Annotated in this window: 14 protein-coding genes; 7 read left to right on the plus strand and 7 right to left on the minus strand. The window is 36.3% G+C overall.

Features of this window, described 5'->3' with window-relative positions:
- From GQR44_RS08330 to GQR44_RS08345, 4 genes are all read right to left on the minus strand, one after another.
- Window positions 1–389, minus strand: a 389-nt coding sequence (locus GQR44_RS08330) for a helix-turn-helix domain-containing protein (protein ID WP_166371185.1), incomplete at its 3' end; no start/stop codon positions are given.
- 666 nt (window positions 390–1,055) lie between these two features.
- The gene (locus tag GQR44_RS08335; protein WP_166371187.1) at window positions 1,056–1,583 is read right to left on the minus strand and encodes a glucose PTS transporter subunit EIIB; all 528 of its coding nucleotides are present in this window, start codon (window positions 1,581–1,583) and stop codon (window positions 1,056–1,058) included.
- A gap of 245 nt (window positions 1,584–1,828) precedes the next feature.
- Window positions 1,829–2,809 (minus strand): aldo/keto reductase, encoded by a 981-nt coding sequence (locus GQR44_RS08340; RefSeq protein ID WP_166371189.1) that lies wholly within the window; start codon window positions 2,807–2,809, stop codon window positions 1,829–1,831.
- Between the two features lie 90 nt (window positions 2,810–2,899).
- Window positions 2,900–3,880, minus strand: coding sequence for a Gfo/Idh/MocA family oxidoreductase (locus tag GQR44_RS08345; protein WP_166371191.1), 981 nt, complete (start codon window positions 3,878–3,880; stop codon window positions 2,900–2,902).
- A gap of 171 nt (window positions 3,881–4,051) precedes the next feature.
- On the opposite strand from GQR44_RS08345, the gene GQR44_RS08350 reads away from it, so the two are divergent.
- The 5 genes from GQR44_RS08350 to GQR44_RS08370 all read left to right on the plus strand — a co-directional run bounded on the left by GQR44_RS08350 (window position 4,052) and on the right by GQR44_RS08370 (window position 9,920).
- The gene (locus tag GQR44_RS08350) at window positions 4,052–4,963 is read left to right on the plus strand and encodes a LysR family transcriptional regulator (protein WP_166371193.1); all 912 of its coding nucleotides are present in this window, start codon (window positions 4,052–4,054) and stop codon (window positions 4,961–4,963) included.
- 787 nt (window positions 4,964–5,750) lie between these two features.
- On the plus strand, window positions 5,751–6,182 hold the full coding sequence (locus tag GQR44_RS08355; RefSeq protein WP_166371195.1) for an FKBP-type peptidyl-prolyl cis-trans isomerase: 432 nt from the start codon (window positions 5,751–5,753) through the stop codon (window positions 6,180–6,182).
- A 370-nt stretch (window positions 6,183–6,552) separates the two neighbouring features.
- Window positions 6,553–7,215 (plus strand): hypothetical protein, encoded by a 663-nt coding sequence (locus GQR44_RS08360; RefSeq protein WP_166371197.1) that lies wholly within the window; start codon window positions 6,553–6,555, stop codon window positions 7,213–7,215.
- 158 nt (window positions 7,216–7,373) lie between these two features.
- Window positions 7,374–8,987 carry a glycoside hydrolase family 43 protein gene (locus tag GQR44_RS08365; protein WP_166371199.1) on the plus strand — a complete coding sequence of 538 codons (1,614 nt, stop codon included), beginning with the start codon at window positions 7,374–7,376 and terminating at the stop codon, window positions 8,985–8,987.
- Window positions 8,988–9,059: 72 nt separating this feature from the next.
- Window positions 9,060–9,920, plus strand: a complete 861-nt coding sequence (locus GQR44_RS08370; RefSeq protein WP_166371201.1) for an NAD(P)-dependent oxidoreductase — start codon at window positions 9,060–9,062, stop codon at window positions 9,918–9,920.
- A gap of 785 nt (window positions 9,921–10,705) precedes the next feature.
- Here GQR44_RS08370 and GQR44_RS08375 read toward each other — a convergent pair.
- The 3 genes from GQR44_RS08375 to GQR44_RS08385 all read right to left on the minus strand — a co-directional run bounded on the left by GQR44_RS08375 (window position 10,706) and on the right by GQR44_RS08385 (window position 15,463).
- On the minus strand, window positions 10,706–11,602 hold the full coding sequence (locus tag GQR44_RS08375) for an SMP-30/gluconolactonase/LRE family protein (RefSeq protein ID WP_166371203.1): 897 nt from the start codon (window positions 11,600–11,602) through the stop codon (window positions 10,706–10,708).
- A gap of 312 nt (window positions 11,603–11,914) precedes the next feature.
- Entirely contained in the window at window positions 11,915–13,264 is a 1,350-nt protein-coding gene (locus GQR44_RS08380; protein ID WP_166371205.1) for an MATE family efflux transporter, read from the minus strand.
- A gap of 456 nt (window positions 13,265–13,720) precedes the next feature.
- Window positions 13,721–15,463, minus strand: coding sequence for an endo-1,4-beta-xylanase (locus GQR44_RS08385; RefSeq protein ID WP_166371207.1), 1,743 nt, complete (start codon window positions 15,461–15,463; stop codon window positions 13,721–13,723).
- Between the two features lie 633 nt (window positions 15,464–16,096).
- Here GQR44_RS08385 and GQR44_RS08390 point away from each other — a divergent pair.
- Together GQR44_RS08390 and GQR44_RS08395 are read left to right on the plus strand one after the other, a co-directional pair.
- Entirely contained in the window at window positions 16,097–16,276 is a 180-nt protein-coding gene (locus GQR44_RS08390; RefSeq protein WP_166371209.1) for a hypothetical protein, read from the plus strand.
- A 350-nt stretch (window positions 16,277–16,626) separates the two neighbouring features.
- Window positions 16,627–18,237 carry a glycoside hydrolase family 43 protein gene (locus tag GQR44_RS08395; protein ID WP_166371211.1) on the plus strand — a complete coding sequence of 537 codons (1,611 nt, stop codon included), beginning with the start codon at window positions 16,627–16,629 and terminating at the stop codon, window positions 18,235–18,237.
- Window positions 18,238–18,310: the final 73 nt, after the last annotated feature.

The raw sequence follows: 18,310 nt of genomic DNA on the forward strand, positions 1-18,310 counted from the left end.
AGGTATTGAAATAACTGACCTCCACGTTTCTTATCAGACCAAATATAAAGATAAATCGTTTCATGGCTAATCCGCACTTTGTGTTCTTCTCGCAACCATCCTGATATTTGCTCGGGACTCCATTCGAGTCGAATCTTTGAGTTAATTAATGCAATGAGGCTACTCGTCATTTTAATTGCTTTACGAGAATGTAATCGACGATGATGTGCAAACGATTGGGCTTGTTTAATGCGATATCCTCGCTTACCTGTATTACGAGAAAGCTCTCTACTGATAGTTAATTGACTGACTTTTAACTGTTGCGCAATTTTATTTTGACTCAGACCTATTTTCTTTAAAGCATAAATCTGGCATCTTAGCCCATAGGTCAGTTGTTTATATGTTTTCATTGTTGCATCTCTTGCCGGAGAAAAAGCGATAAGCATATATTCAGCTGGCCGCTTTTTCTACCAATTCAAATTATGCACTTATAATCTGAATCCAAGGATGATTCTTCAAGCGGTCTTCAAACTCTATTATAAACCAGCTCATCGTAGCTCTCCGCTGTTGAACAGTTTTGACCATTTATTTGATGCCGCTCTAATTACTAAACAAAGGCACTTGTTGTGACAAAAGGAACGTTTGCTGAGTTATATAGTGTCCAACAGGTTGATTATATCGTTCATTGGAAGGTGTCTAAGTATTACCTACCAACAATGCCCTACACCATCATTTCAAGTGGTAGCTTGTCTTTATCAAGGTAATAGCATCTTGTTCTTTAAGGCATTGGGCAATTCAAACAGGAGAAAGGACTTCAGATAATGAATTGTAATGTTCAGGAGTGAAGGCTTCAATAGGGTGAAAGTCGTAATCTAAAGTCACAAAAATACCGACGTTGTTTGAACATCGGATTTTGATTACATATACCTAAAAATCAATACTTTTTATTAACTGATCAGCATTACATCTTAGGTTGCTATTTTTGTTGATTTTAGATCGCCACAATCGATTTATGGAGTGTCTTTTACAAATTAAGCAAGCCATGTAAGGATCAACTTCGTCTATACTTTGTAACATCAGATATTAGTTTTACCTGCTTTGTTGGAAATCCATTCTTGCATGTCGTTTTTTAGTTGCTCAGCTTTTTTGCCAAAAATAGCTTGTATTTCATTCTTGACGATAATTACTTTTAAAGCGCCAAGTTTTTCTATTGTTTTTTGGTCAACAATTTTTACTTTATCTACTTTTACACGTAGACGAGTAAAACAGGCGTCAATGTTGGAGATATTTTCTTTGCCACCCAAAGCCATAACAAGATCACTAGCTAGTTTTGCATCTGCTTTGTTAGAAATCCATTCTTGCATGTCGTTTTTTAGTTGCTCTGCTTTATTGCCAAAAATAGCTTGTACTTCATTCTTGACGATAATTACTTTTAAAGCGCCAAGTTTTTTTATTGTTTTTTGGTCAACAATTTTTACTTTATCTACTTTTACACGTAGACGAGTAAAACAGGCGTCAATGTCAGTGATATTGTCTTTGCTGCCAAAGGCTAAAACAAGTCTTTCAGCAGTATCTTCATAATTCGTTAATGGGGTGTTTGACATATTTACTACTCCTAAAACACAATTAAAGTATTGACTATTAACTGTGCATTTAAATTAAATGAGTTGTGTTGATTGATGTAAGTACGAGCATTCACTTAAAAGAAGTTAAAATTTATATTACACCAGTCTGACTATTTTTGACCTAATATTAGATAGGGCAAACAAGTTAATTCAAAATAGATTTTCATATAAATATCTGTTTATATTGAATAAATTCTCGCTAGGCAACAGGTTTTTTCGTGAAATTATATACCACCACGAATATGTTGTTTTACTTGAGATTGATAAAACATTTTTAATTTTTTATCAAGTTCTTCATCAAGGGGAGCCAAGTTACTTACCTGTGCATTTTTTATTACCTGTTGCGGGCTACTTGCTCCAGCAATAATGGTGCTGACCTGTGGTTGATCTAATAACCAACGTAACGAGGTCTCTAATAAGTTTAAATGGCTAGGCAGCATTGCTTTAAGCTGATCGACCAATTCAACCCCTTTATTAAACGGTAATCCATTAAACGTTTCGCCGACGTGAAATGCTGCACCGTCTTTATTATAATTACGATGGTCTTGCTCTGAAAACTTCTGATCTTTAGCCATTTTCCCGCTCAACAACCCACTCGCTAATGGTAAACGAACAATAACGCCGATATTATTTTCCGCCGCCTTTGGTAATAATGTTTCGATCGCCTTTTGTCTAAAAATATTGAAAATAATTTGTACCGTGGCAAGTTTGGGTACTTGGCAGCAAAATATGGCATCGTCAATCATTTCAACACTGGCACCAAAGTTTTTAATTAGTCCTTGTTGTTGAAAGTCTTCTAACCAATTAAATATTTCACCATTTCGTAATACTTCAGGCGGAATACAATGTAACTGCACTAAATCTAAAGCCTCAAGGCCTAAGCGCGTTATCGACCCTTGTATATTTTCTCTTACTTTATTTTTTGTGTAACTCGCAGGGAACAACGTTTCCCCTCGGCCCACCTTAGTGATAATAAAAGGCTTTTCTTTACTTTTTTTCAGCCAGCTTCCGATACGTTCTTCGCTGATTCCGCCACCATATACATCAGCGGTATCTAATAAATTGATACCTTCATCTGATGCTACCGATAATATTTCTTGTGCTTGTTTGTCTTCAAGAGGGCCAAAATCATTTCCCAATTGCCAGCAACCAAGGCCAATTTCAGAAACGTCAAAGCCCGTACTACCTAATATTCTTTTTTTCATTATTATTTACCTTGTAAATGGGAGGTATCTAATCATTGCTGAACGATTATTCATCGAACATAAATTAATTATTCAGCGTACTCAAATTGATTATTCGAAATGGTATTTTTGCCCAACTTGTTGTCGAATAGTATCCATGACCGTCATAGTGCCGAGCGTATCTTGGTGAGTGATGCCTGGGCTTTCTAATAGACCCCCACGAATGCAGGACATTGCTTCTTCAATTTCGTATTCAAAACCTGTCGAACGGAAAGGTTTATCTATTGTTAATGTTTCACTTTCGGTCACTAATGTGGCTTTATTTGTACACCAAAACATATCATGTATTTTGATTTGGCCTTTAGTACCATAAATACAAAAATCGTTACGGTGTTTTGCCATAAAACTACAAGTAAACTGTGAAAATCGACCATCGCTGTACTGCATATTTACAGAGGTATGCTCATCAACCTCTGTTTCAGTTAATAATGACGTCGCTTGAATAGATTCAGGGTTTTCCCCGTAAACCCACTGTGAGACAGTTATGTTATATATACCCATGTCTAACAAGGTACCTCCCGCCAAATCATGGTTATATAGTCGGTCGTCTAGATCTTTTGGTATACAAAAACCAAAGTTTGACTGTAACGATTTCACTTCACCGATAACACCTGCATCTAACCAATTTTTAACTTGCTTATAAATAGGCAGAAAGCGTGTCCAAACCGCTTCCATTAAAAACAGACCTTTAGATTTTGCCAGTAACATTAGCTCTTGCGATTGCGCGGCATTCACTGTTAATGGCTTCTCACAAAGCACCGCTTTACCGGCTTCTAAACATAATTTAATTTGTTCATAATGAAAACGATGTGGTGTGGCAATATAAACCGCATCAATTTTTCCATCGTTCACTAGTTCATTGTAATCTAAATAGATATTTTCAATTTTATATTTATTAGCAAAGTTTGACGCTCTTTGTTCATTGCGACTAGCAATCGCATAAAGTTCGGCATCATCTATCACGGTTAATGCTTGAGCAAAGTTTTCAGCAATGCGCCCAGGTCCAATAAGACCCCATCGAAAGTGTTCCATCTTTTTTCTCCCTATGGTCGATAGTAGTATTAGCAAATTCATCAATAAAAACATGAGCAATAATATTAGTTTACCTAATAAAATATTGTTTACATATACCTATGCTTTAAACTCATTGTTTAATAATGTTAAACAATCTATTCAAAAGTTAGCTCTATAAGGATATGAAAGATGATCGATAAAAAAAATCTGCAAGGTATACCTGAATTTCTTAGGGTAGTTGATGATGGAAGTTTTAGTGCAGCGGCCAACATGTTAAACAGTTCGCGTTCAAGAGTGTCACAACTAATTACCCAACTAGAAAAAAACTTAGGCGTACAGTTATTACATCGCTCAACACGATCTATTATGCTAACCGATATTGGAGAACAGTTTTATCGTCAATGCACACAGGGCTTATCCTATATAGAGCAAGCAATAGACCAAGCACAAGAAGATCAACAAACATTGGCAGGGGAAATAAGAATCAATGCGGTAGGTGGTATTTTTGGTGAGCAAATTTTAACACCGTTACTTTTTCTATTTATGGATCAACATCCTGATGTAATTATCACCTTAGATTTTAGCAGCGTGCATGTCGATTTAATTGCCCAACACTACGATATTGTAGTGCGTATGGGGCCTTTACCTGATTCAAATTTGATTGCTCGGCCGCTAACAAGTTTTAAAACACATGTTTGCGCTTCACCAGAATATTTACATAAACACAAAAAAATTAGTCATCCTAAAGATTTACTCAAACATAACATCATTTTAGGATCAGTTCATAAATGGCCATTTACTAAGCTGAATTTGTTAGGGAATAATGAAAAAGAGCGTGACCATTATGAGTTAACCCTAAAAGGAAAATTTCACTGTGCGAATGGACATGTCAGCCGCCTTGCCGTATTAAATCATCAAGGTATCGCGCGTTTAACCGATTACCATATTAAAGATGACCTAGCGCAAGGACGTTTAGTAACGGTATTTGACGATTGGCAATTAAACGACAGTATAGTGTCGCTAGTTTACCCACAGGCGCGTTATAAAATTCTCCGCGTTCAAGCACTGATCGATTTTTTGCTACATAGCTTTGGAAGATAGTTATGAAGGGTAATATCTAGCTAACTGGGAAATTAAACTTTTTAACCTTAACTCTGGTAAATAAAAACGAAATTTATTTAATAATCAAATGGTTAAAATTTATCACTGTACAGTATTGATAGTTTTGTGTAGTTCCAGAAAAATCATCGTAGCAATAACTTGTTATTGGTAGCTAATTTAACGCAGAAACACACGAAAATGGCTGTGCAGTATCGATTGGCTTATTGAACTGAGATTATTTATAAAAAAGTAAATGACAAGCCTTGGAGTGTTTAGATGAATCTCAAAATATCGAAGATCAATTCCTACCTTAGAAATGGATGATCACCTTCGCTAAGTATTTTCCGAGACTAGTATGCTAATGCAATGTACGTTATTGGGGGTATGCTTTTGAAGCTAAGATTTACACTTAATGGTGCAGGTAATGCGAATAATAAAATTAAACTTGTAGTAGAACTGCTAGAGCATTCGGTTTCCGCATTGGCAACAATCAGTAATATATAAATACAAAAACCATATATTACAATTGTTTTTTTTCTTATTACTGATACTTTTAGGCAAACTGAAAGTATGAGCATTCACAATTTTTAAGATAAAAAATTTTACTTATAATTTAAAGCGTTGAATCTAGTTTTATGAGCGAAATTTACACAAGTTGTTTTAACAATAGTTAGAAAGAAGAAAATGTTAAATTTTTTGATTGAAATGCTTTTCCTATAAATATGGGAAGAGAGATAAGTCGTGATAAATTTAATTATTACAAATTTATTATTTCGGAATATAGATTATGGCACGTAAAAAAGATAAACAAAGTGGAAAGGGCTCTGCTGGTCAAAATCGCAAAAAAAGTGAAGATTTTTTACTGAAATACCAACAAAAAGATAGCGTCATATTTTCTCATTCAGGGTTAATGTACCGAGTTATTGAACAATCAGAAGGTCGCTATCCAACCATTGATGACAGTGTTGAAATTCACCAGCGAATTTTATTAACTGATGGTTCAGTTATCGCTGATACTTACCAAGTTAATAGCCCAGAAAAATTTAGCCTTGAAGAAGCCATTGACGGGTTGACTGAAGGTTTACAACATATGCCATTGGGATCGAGATACGAATTTGTAATACCTTCTGATTTAGCTTGGGGTAAAAAAGGCAATGGCGGTAAAATAGGTGCCCATGCAGTACTAGTTATTGATGTACGCTTAATAGATATATATTAATGATAAGGGTACTAAAAAAGTGACCGTTTTGCTGGTTAAGATAATCACTAACTTCGTGATGTGTTTGAACATGAGAAAACCTTCTTCAGAAAATCATGCCTTGTTATAAATAATTTACTCTGCGCAGTCTCAGATCACTATATTAATTTTATTGGTATTCGATAAAAGTTGTATCGACTTTTAATCGTTAGTATCAAGGAAAGTGTAATGTCATTTTAATTAACAAATTTATCTGATTTTAGGGAGCGTTACACAGTAACTTACACTACATTTTTTTATAAGAAGCCCCAAATTACTGGTTATTATTGAAAATAAAAGTTCAAGTAATTTGAAACCGTACTTAATTAATTTTTTACCAAGGTCTTTAAGCATGCAAACACTGAGTAAAAATGTTAAATCTGCATTGAAACAAAATTTAGTGCCAGGGGTGGTATTGCAATTGTTTGCGGTGCTCACTGCCTTGTGCTACTTCTATTATGAGCCAGCGGCTGTAGTCTTTACCTATTTGAGTGATTTAAAGAGTCAATATGGTTGGAAATATGCGATGTTATCAACTTCTCTTTTTGGTGGGCTCATCCCCTTTATTTACCTGGTTTTAACCAAGCAAATTCGTGAAAAAATTGTCGCTATCGGCTTTTTTTATGTTCTATTTTGGGCTTATAAAGGTGTTGAGGTAGATTTTTTATATCAACTTCAAGAGAGTTGGTTTGGGACTGGTAATGATGTAGGCACGCTAGCGAAAAAGACGATTGTTGATCAATTTGTTTATGGCACATTATGGGCAGCACCTAGCATGGCCATTGCATACCTATGGAAGGATAAACTTCTTAATTTTCGTCAAACATTTGCAAATGTTGATAAGTCGTTTGTATTCGTACAAATCCCAACAACATTGGTTACCAACTGGATAATTTGGATCCCGTCGGTGTTGATTATTTATTCAATGCCTTCTGATTTGCAAATTCCATTATTTAATTTTGTGTTGTGTTTCTTTGTATTGCTTCTTTCCAGTATTAGCAAAAAGAAGACATAAAAAATCTTGAGTATCCATATTGCCCAGCCTTATAAATTTACCTTAAATACATTTAGAAAGTTATGAGTGATTCGTTAAAAAGGTCACTCTTGGACTTCCAAGGTGCACAATAAAATATCGTCTAAAAACAACTTATTTTTTATTAATCGGTGGATAGTATGATTAACAATCCAATATTAAAAGGCTTTCATCCTGACCCTTCTGTTTGTCGCAATGGTGAAGATTATTATATTGCAACGTCTACTTTTGAATGGTTTCCTGGTGTTAGAATATTCCATTCAAAAGATCTTAAGAATTGGCGCCTTGCTGCTACACCGTTAGATTCAGTTGATATGTTAGATATGAAAGGAAACCCAGACTCAGGTGGAATTTGGGCGCCTGCTTTGAGCTATTCTGATGGTTTATTTTGGTTGTTATTTACGGATGTGAAAGTCATTGATGCCCCTTGGAAAAATGGGCGAAATTTCTTAGTCACTTCATCAAGTATCGAAGGGCCATGGAGTAAACCTATCCCGATGGGGAACGGCGGTTTTGATCCGTCATTGTTTCATAGCGATGATGGTCAAAAGTATTATGTGTATCGCCCTTGGGGGCCAAGAAATCATAGTGATCCATACAATAAAATAGTGATGCAAGCATTTGATGCTAAAACAAATAGATTGGATAAAAAACGAATTACCATATTTGAAGGGACTGACCTCAAATATACGGAAGCACCTAACATTTATAAGAAAGACGGTTATTATTATTTATTAACTGCTGAAGGTGGTACAAGCTTTGAGCACTCAGTAACGGTGGCTCGTTCGCAAGATCTCTTCGGTCCTTACGAACTAAGCCCTCATGGCGCATTAGTTACAACGTGGCATACACCTAGCAACGAGATACAAAAAGCAGGACACGGCGCACTTGTCGAAACCCAAAACGGTGAATGGTTTATTACCTATTTAGCGAGTCGTCCACTGCGCTTTCCTGATAAACCGCTGCTTGCAAAGCATGGTCGTGGAATGTGTCCTTTGGGTCGTGAAACTGCAATTGATAGAATCGAATGGCAACAAGGTTGGCCAATCGCCGTTGGTGGGCCACATGCTAAACTGCAAATTCCAGAAGCAAATTTACCCGCCTGTGATTGGGGGATCTCTGAACATTTTACTGATAACTTTGATAACTCTAAACTAGATAATAACTGGCAAACATTACGTATTCCCTTTACCGATAAACTAGGCAGTTTAACTGAAAAATCAGGCGTGTTAAGGCTTTATGGAAATGACAGTTTAGTCTCACTCTTTGAGCAATCAACGATTGCTACACGCTGGCGTCACCACCATTTTAGCGCACAAACTAAAATGACATTTTCACCTGAAAATTTCCAGCAATCAGCAGGAATTTGTTGTTATTACAACACGAGTAATTGGACTTACTGCCTTATTGATTTTGATGAAGAGTTAGGTAAACGTTGCTTGCGTCTGATTCAGATTGACCAACAGATTGCAACTTTTCACCATTATGATGGTAATGAAATTATTGTGCCTGATAATATTGCACATGTCTGGATGAAAGTTGATGTTGAAGGTCTCGATTATTACTATAGTTACTCCTTTGATGGTGATAACTGGATACAGTTTGAGAAAAATTTCGAATCTTGGAAGCTATCAGATGACTATATTAATGGCCGTGGTTTCTTTACCGGTGCATTTGTAGGTTTACACTGTGAGGACATAAGTGGTGATGGTTGTTTTGCTGACTTTGAATCATTTACTTATCAAGCCAAATAAGATGAACGATTTATACTCGTTACCAATCAAAATAGTGTGTTTTCACCTATTTAAATTAAGGAAAGTGTATTGATGAAAAAATTTGGATTTATAGGCTTAGGTATTATGGGTAATGCAATGGCATTAAACTTAGTTAAAGCAGGATTAGATGTAACGGTTTGGAATCGAAATAGTGATAAATGTGATGAGCTAGTTGCACTTGGTGCTCATCAAGGAAAATCACCAAAGCAAGTTGCTGAAACATGCGATATTACTTTTACTATCGTTTCTGACCCTGCCGCTGCGTTAGCTATTTGCGATGGACCTGATGGTGTATTAGCAGGCATTGGAGAAGGTCGCAGTTACATTGATATGTCTACTGTTGACGATGCGACTTCACAAACTATTTCAGCAGCAATCATAAAAGCGGGAGGGCGCTTTTTAGAAGCACCTGTTTCTGGGACGAAAAAGCCAGCGGAAGATGGCACCTTAATTATTTTAGCTGCAGGTGACAAGTCTCTTTATGATGATGCTTTACCTGCCTTTGAAATAATGGGGAAAATGTCGCCTTACCTCGGTGAGATTGGTCAGGGTGCTAAAATGAAACTTGTCGTTAATATGATTATGGGGGGGATGTTAAGTATTTTCAGTGAAGGAATGTCACTTGGCCTTAAAGCAAACCTTGATGGTCAACAGTTGTTAGATATTATTGATGCAGGTGCAATGGCAAACCCTATGTTTAAAGTGAAAGGACCCATGTTGTTAGATGAAAATTACACAACAAGCTTCCCACTTAAACATATGCAAAAAGATATGAGGTTAGCTGTCGACTTAGGTGATAAATTAAATTTAACGTTGCCTACAGCAGCGATTACAAACGAATCTTATAAACAGGCCCGCAAAGCCGGTTATGCAGAAGAAGATATAGCTGCGATTTATAAAACAGTGAAATAAAGTTTAATCATTAAATTATATCGATTATATATTCTTGTCTTGGAACATTATGAGTTTAGCTATGTTATTCGTACCATTAATCGCATGGCCTTTATTTAAGCTAGCACCACCTTGCATATTTTTGTTTTCGTTGCGATTGCAGTAGCAGGGTTGATGTTATTGTCTATCAGTAATGGCTGCCAATAATCAAGCAGTCAAATCTGGTTTATTTGCTCCGCTCTTGTACTCGCAGTATATTTTAATTTTAACAGTCTTTATGCACAATGCATTTCGCCGTTTTCTTTTAACTGATATTCAGTTAATCGTAACGGGATCATCGAGGTTTTTATTTCAGCTTATATGGAGCTTTACTTCGAACTGTCGGTGTTGATATTTGGCTATAGCTTGGAATGAGTCTATTAATCGCGACAAGTTTACATTACCTAATACAAGCCATCCGCCATTGGAAATTAAATATGTCGTAACGGCAAATGCTTCCATTATTATTGTATTAGAACCTATTTGGAGGGGCAAACTGAGTATTTGATAGAACGAAAAACTGATACATTCAATAAAAATATTGTTTTGTTTACTGATTTTTTTCGTTATTAATTTGACGTCGAGGTGCATCAACAGGCTCTTTAATAATAATAAGTAAAAACATCATTGTTGGCAACCGGTGAGCAATCGCATGAAATACGTTATCAATTACTAAGTAATAATTTATACGAATACAGTCCCTAATTTGTATAAAGATTTACACAAAAAATCCCTCAACCTTAAAAGAATTGAGGGATTTTTATCTTTTAGTTCGCTGATGGTTTGTAAGTATTTAGCTTAAAAGGAAGTGCACCTTTTTTACTAATATCTAATAGCAATACGCTACCCGCAAGAGGTTCTTTTTCTAAACTTTCTTTATTTAAGCCCTGTGCAGCACTTGTGACAATTAATTGATTAAGGTTTATTCCACCAAATGCAATCATCGTCGGTTGGCTAATAGGTAAATATATTTCATCAATTTTTTCTCCTTCAGGAGAAATAACACAAATTTTACCCGTGCCATACATTGCAATCCAATAGTTACCTTCAGCGTCTACAGCGGCACCATCAGGGTATTCATCTTCTTGGGTAAATTTATAAAAAAGTTGTGCTTTTCCTAGCTTTTTTGTTGTTGAATTATAAGGGTACTTTAAAATTTTTTGTTTCGGCGTATCAGTAATATATAACCATTTACCATCGGGAGAGAATGCTTGTCCATTTATAATTGTATAGCCTTCCATTATCGTTTCGCAGATAACACTATTTTTAGTAATGTCAAAATAATACAAGTTTCCAGTCGCAGTCGTTGCATCTCCAATTGTTCCAGCGAGTAGATTCCCATCCGGAGTCGGTACGCCATCATTAAACCTTTGCGTAGGTTGATCACTTTCAGGGTCCATTATAAATTGAACAGCAGAGGAGAAATTTTCAAGAAGAAATAGACCAGATGATGCAGTCAAAATAATCTGATTCGTTTTGGTAAAAGCAAAACAAGCAGGGTTGAAATCGAATATGCGTGAGAATAATTTTTTATTTAAAGTGTCATAGCGATAAAGTGCTTTACCTAAAATATCGACCCAATACCATGATTCCTCTTGTTCATTCCAACGAGGACATTCCCCTAATTGCATCTCTAATTGTGCAAGTGTTTTTATGGTTGACATATTAATTGGCTCTCTTGAATCATGTTCGTTATATTTTTTAGTATAGTGGAACGTAGTTTTATTATTCAGGGTGATAATCAATCTGTTATTAATACTTTATTAAGGCTACCTGTTTTATAATGATATAAGTCGCTGTCGGTTTGTGTAAAAAGTATTCTTTATATTGGATTTTTTAACAGTACTTATTTCAGAGCTTGCCGTGATTGTTATACTATTTGGCTAAACTCTTTCAACTACTCGTTTTAAATTTATATTTAGGTCTGCATTTAAAGTGTCCTATTGAGTTTTGTTTAAAAGTAATGATATATACCATTACTTTTGTATCAATGAAAAACGTACCCACGTTTTTGAACGCCAGCGTTTAAACATCACAATGCCTCGAATCCATTCATCCATTCCGATAGCTAAACATGCGCCTAAAACACCATATCCCCAATATATGCCGAGCATATAACTTGAAAGAACTGCGATACCCCACATACTCAGGATCCCTATTTGAACTGGAAACTTAATGTCACCAGCCCCTTTGAGCGCAGAGATGAAGATTAGATTAAATACACGACCTGATTCAATGAAAATTGATGCAGCTATCAGTATTGCGACGAGTGCAACAATTTCTTTGTCTTGTGTAAATAAATCTATAATCGGATATCTAAAAGTAAAGATTAATAATATTGCTGAAGTAGATACAATTAAACCTACTAAAAAATATTTTTGTACTCGTATTAAAATATCATCGTGCCAGCCTTTACCAATAAAATAGCTTGTTTGTATTTGTGCTGCTTGTCCTAATGCGAGAGAAAAGGCAAATGATAGTCGCGTAATGTTTTGCATATAAGTTAAAGCGGCTAAGGATGATGTTCCCATTTGAACGACAAAATATACAATCGTCATTTGAGCCATATTGTAAGAAAGTATCTCACCAGCATTCATTGCTCCAATCTTTATTATTCTTTGGAAGATTGCATTAGGAATGTTTCTAAAGTCTTTAAATGGTAGCTCAATATCTTTGGAACGAATTAATTGGCACATTAGAAGGGTTGCGACAATCTGGCTTGAGACTGTCGCAATGGCCACACCGGCTACGCCATATACAGGCAATCCAAAAGGTTGATATAGTGCAATATAATTACCTACAATATTAACAATACCTGCGACAAGATTGATAAACATAGGTGATCTAGAATATCCGTGACTTCGCAATATCGTTGTCAATACGATACCAATGGTTATGTTGAAAGTGAATGAACCACTAATGATCAGGTAATCATAGCCAAATTGAGCTACTTGATCCTCTAAGCCAAAAAGTGAAATAAACGATTTAGCGCCTAAAAATACAGTAATGCTAAGCGCTCCTCCAACAACAACTGCTAACAAAATACTGGCAACACCTACTTGAGCGGATTCTAATGTACGTGATGCTCCATTGTATTGTGCTATAAGAATGCCTGTACCACTGCTGACCATCATAGAAATTATGATTAGAAAAAACGAAATTTGGGCTATAACGCCAACTGCTGAAACAGCAAGATCAGAGTAGCCACTGAGCATGAAAACATCGGTAGTATTCAGTGCTGTGCGTAATAACACTTCTATAAAAATGGGCCAAGTTAACGCTACAATATTCATGCGTTTATTGAGTGTTGAAGATGAACTAAGCATAAAAACCTTGATTGAGTTTTAATTGAGTAGGGTAGTTGCTGGCATAGGCTTATGAAGAAGCCACTATTGCTCAGAAAAGAATATATAGCTCATTATGCTATATTATCTCTTTGACCTAAAATAGTACGAAATATGGTTTATGAATTGTTATTTTTGTAACTTACTTCTGCTTATATGAAATGGTCTTCGTATAGTGTCCTTAATGACTGATTTTTATGAACATTTTACTGTATTTTTTATTTTTTGATCTGGCTAAACAAATATTCAATGTTTTGATTCTTCATAATTAACAATATATACATTGTATTAGGAGTCTAGGTTATTCAGTGATAAAAATGGTTATATTTGTGAGTAACAAATAAGCCATTGATAAAGCTACCTCCTGAGAAGGTAGCTTTATAACTAGATTAAAAACCAATGCTATTAAAAACAATATTGGTTACAGATGACTTAACTTTATTGAACTAATGTTAAGTCATCTATGTAGTAAGTAGAACCTTCATGAGGGAAAGCAAATACAATATTAATATTGCCTGTTAGTGCTTTTGTTACCTCCGTTAATGAGCTGTCTACTGAAGTGTCTAAATCTTCTACATTACCATCGGATAAGTTAAATATATAAGTTTGAAAAGCAGTTGATTCAGTCGTATCGGCTTTAGCATTATCCATCACACCTAAGTGTGCCTCTGTCGCATCTGCCCAAGTACCATTATACTGAATAAGAGGGACTGAATCAGGTAAATCGCCTGATAACGCGAGTAACTGTATTCTTTTATTTGCAATATCAGCTTCGCCTTCGGCAGTATAATAAACTTTAAATGTAACCGCAGAGTAATCTGCTAATGTTTTTCCTGTAGGAATATTTACTGGTATTGCTACGCCGGCAGCATATCCTTTATCATCTGAAACAATTGTTACTTTTAATGCTTCTTTTGCAGCATCACTTGGATCTACAGATACAACAGCAGAGCCTGAAGGGTTGCCTACCAATGTATAAGCAGTAGTATCATTTTCAAAATCAACAACAATATTATTGGTATTAGAATCAGTATCGGTTTTAGCATTTAATGCTTCAGCAAAACCTTTTAACGCAGGTTTTTGGTTTAGGTCAGCATCAAACATTAATGGCCAGTCAATATTGCCGTAAAGGCTGATAATCCAACTGTCTGGATCAGATATACCCCATACCGTAATACCACCACGCTGTGCAGCAGGAACGACGTCTAAATAAGCTGCGACGATTGATTTGTAGCGTTGTTTTTGCGTCTCAGCAATTGCTGCTGTTAATGAAGTTGCATTCGCATCTTTATTCATACGAACGTCTAGTTCAGTGATCTTAACCTGTAGACCCGTATTCGCGGCTTTTTTTAATGCAGCAGTAATATTTTCGATGGTTGGGAAGGTATCTGTTACATGCATTTGGAAGCCAATACCATCAATGAGATTGTCTTCTTGTAGTCCATCGATCATGGTAAGCGCAGCGGTAAGCTTCGTATCATTCATCTCAAGATTGTAATCGTTGTAGTAAAGCTTCGCGGCAGAGTCTGATGTATCTGCTGCACGTGCAGTTGTATAGGCAATATTAATGTAATCTTCACCTATTTTCTCAGCCCAAGATATGCCGCCAAAAGTCTCGTTACTACCGCGATATGATCCATCTTTATCATTGAAAGCTTCATTGACTACATCCCAACTAGCAATATTTTTTCCTGCAAAGTGCTGCACAACCTCGGTGATGTGTGTGTTCATCACGTCAGTACAATCTGCTACATCGGTACAATCTTTCATCCAAGCTGGAGATTGGCTATGCCACACAAGAGTGTGCGCATGTACGGCCATACCATTATCATCAGCATAATCTACCAATGCATCCGCTTTATCAAAAGTAAAATCACCTTCATTACGCTGTAGACCTTCTGGTTTCATGATGTTTTCGGCGGTGACCTGATTAAAGTGCTGTATTACAATCGCACTAATATTAGTATCTGTGATATTGGATTCAGATACTGCTGCACCGATTGGAAAACCGTCTCCAATTCTACTTGCAATTTCAGATAGGTTGCTTATCGCTGAGGTTTCAATCTCTGTTTGATTGTCTGTTTGAGCATTTTTTTGATCATCACTTAATTCGCCGGAAAGGCAACCTGTTAATGTTATTGTTGTGCCGAGCACTAATATTATATTTTTAACGTTATTCATTGTTAACCTCTTGTAATTATTGAGTATAGATGAGCTTGATTTCATTTATCTCAAATTAATGGCTGAACAGTGTCGAGGTATTTTTAATCGGAAACAGTATAAAATATGGTTAATTTGTTGTTGTTTTTTCCCCAATGTTTGATTGTGTGAATTGACACACGTATTTGCTTTGGCCCATATATAAATATCTTATCATTAAATAATATGGTCATTAATATATCTATTTTACCTCTTCCAGGAAGTAATGATGGTTATGCTCTTTATGCGGTTATTATTACACAGGTAATTAAGCCATTATTGTTGCAAAAGAAAAATGTTTAAATTTTCACTTGTTACGCTATAACCCGATGCACTCAAATACTTCATGTTCTGTATGCTGTGATCCTGATCATGAATAGATCATTAGGTGTCAAGCCGATGATTGACGAGTAGCATGCCCTAGATAAACAGGCTGCCTAACATATAATTATTTATTTATTCTTGATGATAAAACTTCAATATTTTTGTGATGTAGAGCACGTTAAACAAATAGGTGAGTTTTCATATCAAATTTCATAATTGAATGAATCTACTAAAAAGCCAAATATTATCCTGAACTATATGCACAATTAATTAAACTGGAAAATCATAGGCATGACGGGATTATTTAAAAAAGTAGGTAGAATCAATGACGAAGAAAAAGACTCAATTCGTCCTCTTTTATTTGAACGCCACAGTGCAGAATACCTTGGCAAGAAGATCCTTGCTGATTACTGCGGTCATGATGATTTACTCAAAGATATTGTTGATGATGAACCAATAGCAGTGAAATAATCAGTTTCCTAAGGGAATAAGGAAAATGTTGTGTTGATAAGTAATTATTATTTAAAACATTATTCCAAACTAGTGGTTATTAACCTTTTTCATTCAAATTTTGTTCAATCAAAAGCATTCTGAGCAAGGCCTTCGATTGAAAACAATGATGTTACCAGCAAGATTGATTAGGTACTTGACTAGGTTACTATTAGTTCCAATCTGAGTATGTTCGATGAGAGACCTGATCGTTTTTTTAATTTAATACCAGTATTCGTTTATTATCAGATAGTTAGCGAATATTGTGTTTGCATGTTATCTATTAAACAACCAGTTCAGTGATACTGGTATAAGTATAATCGAGACTAATTATGACGCATAATATTTTAAATCCAATATTAAAAGGCTTCAATCCTGATCCATCTATTATTCGTGTCGGGGATGACTACTACATTGCAACTTCAACTTTTGAGTGGTTTCCTGGTATTCAGATTCATCATTCAAAGGATCTTGTTAATTGGCGACTAATTAGTCATGCCTTAACTAGAACATCTCAACTTGATATGAAAGGGATGGACAATTCTGAAGGCGTTTATGCTCCAGCACTTACATACTCTGATGGGAAATTTTGGCTGTGCTTTTCTAATGTGCATGCTTGTAGAGGCGGGAACTGGATGGCAACACCGAGCTTTGTCATCACAGCGGAGAATGTAGAAGGCCCATGGAGTGATCCGGTTTCAATTGGTAATTATGGGTTTGATCCTTCTTTATTCCATGATGAAGATGGCAAAAAATATATGTTGAACATGGTCTGGGATGGCAGAGCAAATAGAAACTTCTTCGGGGGGATCGTATTGCAAGAGTTTGACCCCATTGCTGGCAAACTGGTTGGTAATGCACATAAGATTTTTGAAGGAACGGTATTAGGCTGCACCGAAGGGCCACAAATGCTGAAAAAAGATGGTTTTTACTACTTGATAACTGCAGAAGGTGGAACAGCACAGGACCACGCGGTTACTGTTTGCCGTTCTAAAAATATCTTGGGTCCCTATCAAGTTCACCCTGACAACCCTATTTTAACCAGTCGTTTTCAGGAAGAAGCCGAGCTTTCTCGTGCGGGTCACGGTTTCCTTGTCGAAACACAAAAGGGCGAATGGTATCTAAGTCACCTGTGTGGTCGTCAAATTCGTAATCCTGAAGGTTACCAATTTATGCCTAAATATAACGATGGATTTTCCATTTTAGGGCGTGAAACTGCACTACAAAAAGCACATTGGCAAGACGGTTGGCCATATGTCACCTCAGGAAAAACCCCCGTTGTTGAGGTGGATGCACCAGATCTGGCTTTATGCCCATGGCCAACCGTCGCTGCACGTGATGATTTTGACAGCAATATACTGCGCCTTGATTATCAAACACTGCGTGAACCTATAAATGAAGAGTGGGTTTCATTAACTGAGCGTCCAGGTTACCTGCGCTTAAAAGGGCGTCACTATCTTTCTTCGCGTTACGAGCAAAGTATGATTGCACGTCGCTTTCAGTCTCATCATGCGAGTGCCGAAACTAAAATGGAGTTTAGTCCAAATACACCTTATCAAATGGCGGGGTTATGTGCGTATTACGCTAGAAATGGACACTATTTTCTCAAGATGACCGCAACAGATGAAGGCAAGCGTGTTCTGCAAGTGGTGGGTAACATTAATGAAAACTACGGGGAATATTCAGGAGAGGTCGCCATTGGTGATGTCAGCGCTGTATATATGCGCTTAGTACTTGATAAACAATGGTATAAATTCAGTTACTCTCTCGATGGAGAAACTTGGCAGACCATTGGTCCTGCATTAAATAGTACACCTTTATCTGATGAAGGTGGCCCTGATATTTTCCGCTTTACAGGTAGTTTTGTGGCGTTATTTGCTGCAGATATTACCGGACTGAAAGCATCTGCTGATTTCGACTATCTTGAATACTTAGAGTCTTAACGCCATCAACCTCATTTTTAAATAGAGGCGTAAATTTTCAATAAGGGGGGATAATAAGAATGTTTATTTTCCC

This window comes from Psychromonas sp. SA13A, assembly GCF_011378715.1.
Taxonomy (GTDB): domain Bacteria; phylum Pseudomonadota; class Gammaproteobacteria; order Enterobacterales; family Psychromonadaceae; genus Psychromonas.

What these genes read in the sequence shown, in the direction of transcription:
- GQR44_RS08335 (WP_166371187.1), bottom strand. Translation starts at nt 1,583, where the DNA reads ATGTCAAACACCCCATTAACGAATTATGAAGATACTGCTGAAAGACTT.
- GQR44_RS08385 (WP_166371207.1), bottom strand. Translation starts at nt 15,463, where the DNA reads ATGAATAACGTTAAAAATATAATATTAGTGCTCGGCACAACAATAACA.
- GQR44_RS08370 (WP_166371201.1), top strand. Translation starts at nt 9,060, where the DNA reads ATGAAAAAATTTGGATTTATAGGCTTAGGTATTATGGGTAATGCAATG.
- GQR44_RS08350 (WP_166371193.1), top strand. Translation starts at nt 4,052, where the DNA reads ATGATCGATAAAAAAAATCTGCAAGGTATACCTGAATTTCTTAGGGTA.
- GQR44_RS08395 (WP_166371211.1), top strand. Translation starts at nt 16,627, where the DNA reads ATGACGCATAATATTTTAAATCCAATATTAAAAGGCTTCAATCCTGAT.
- GQR44_RS08375 (WP_166371203.1), bottom strand. Translation starts at nt 11,602, where the DNA reads ATGTCAACCATAAAAACACTTGCACAATTAGAGATGCAATTAGGGGAA.
- GQR44_RS08380 (WP_166371205.1), bottom strand. Translation starts at nt 13,264, where the DNA reads ATGCTTAGTTCATCTTCAACACTCAATAAACGCATGAATATTGTAGCG.
- GQR44_RS08355 (WP_166371195.1), top strand. Translation starts at nt 5,751, where the DNA reads ATGGCACGTAAAAAAGATAAACAAAGTGGAAAGGGCTCTGCTGGTCAA.
- GQR44_RS08345 (WP_166371191.1), bottom strand. Translation starts at nt 3,880, where the DNA reads ATGGAACACTTTCGATGGGGTCTTATTGGACCTGGGCGCATTGCTGAA.
- GQR44_RS08390 (WP_166371209.1), top strand. Translation starts at nt 16,097, where the DNA reads ATGACGGGATTATTTAAAAAAGTAGGTAGAATCAATGACGAAGAAAAA.
- GQR44_RS08365 (WP_166371199.1), top strand. Translation starts at nt 7,374, where the DNA reads ATGATTAACAATCCAATATTAAAAGGCTTTCATCCTGACCCTTCTGTT.
- GQR44_RS08360 (WP_166371197.1), top strand. Translation starts at nt 6,553, where the DNA reads ATGCAAACACTGAGTAAAAATGTTAAATCTGCATTGAAACAAAATTTA.
- GQR44_RS08340 (WP_166371189.1), bottom strand. Translation starts at nt 2,809, where the DNA reads ATGAAAAAAAGAATATTAGGTAGTACGGGCTTTGACGTTTCTGAAATT.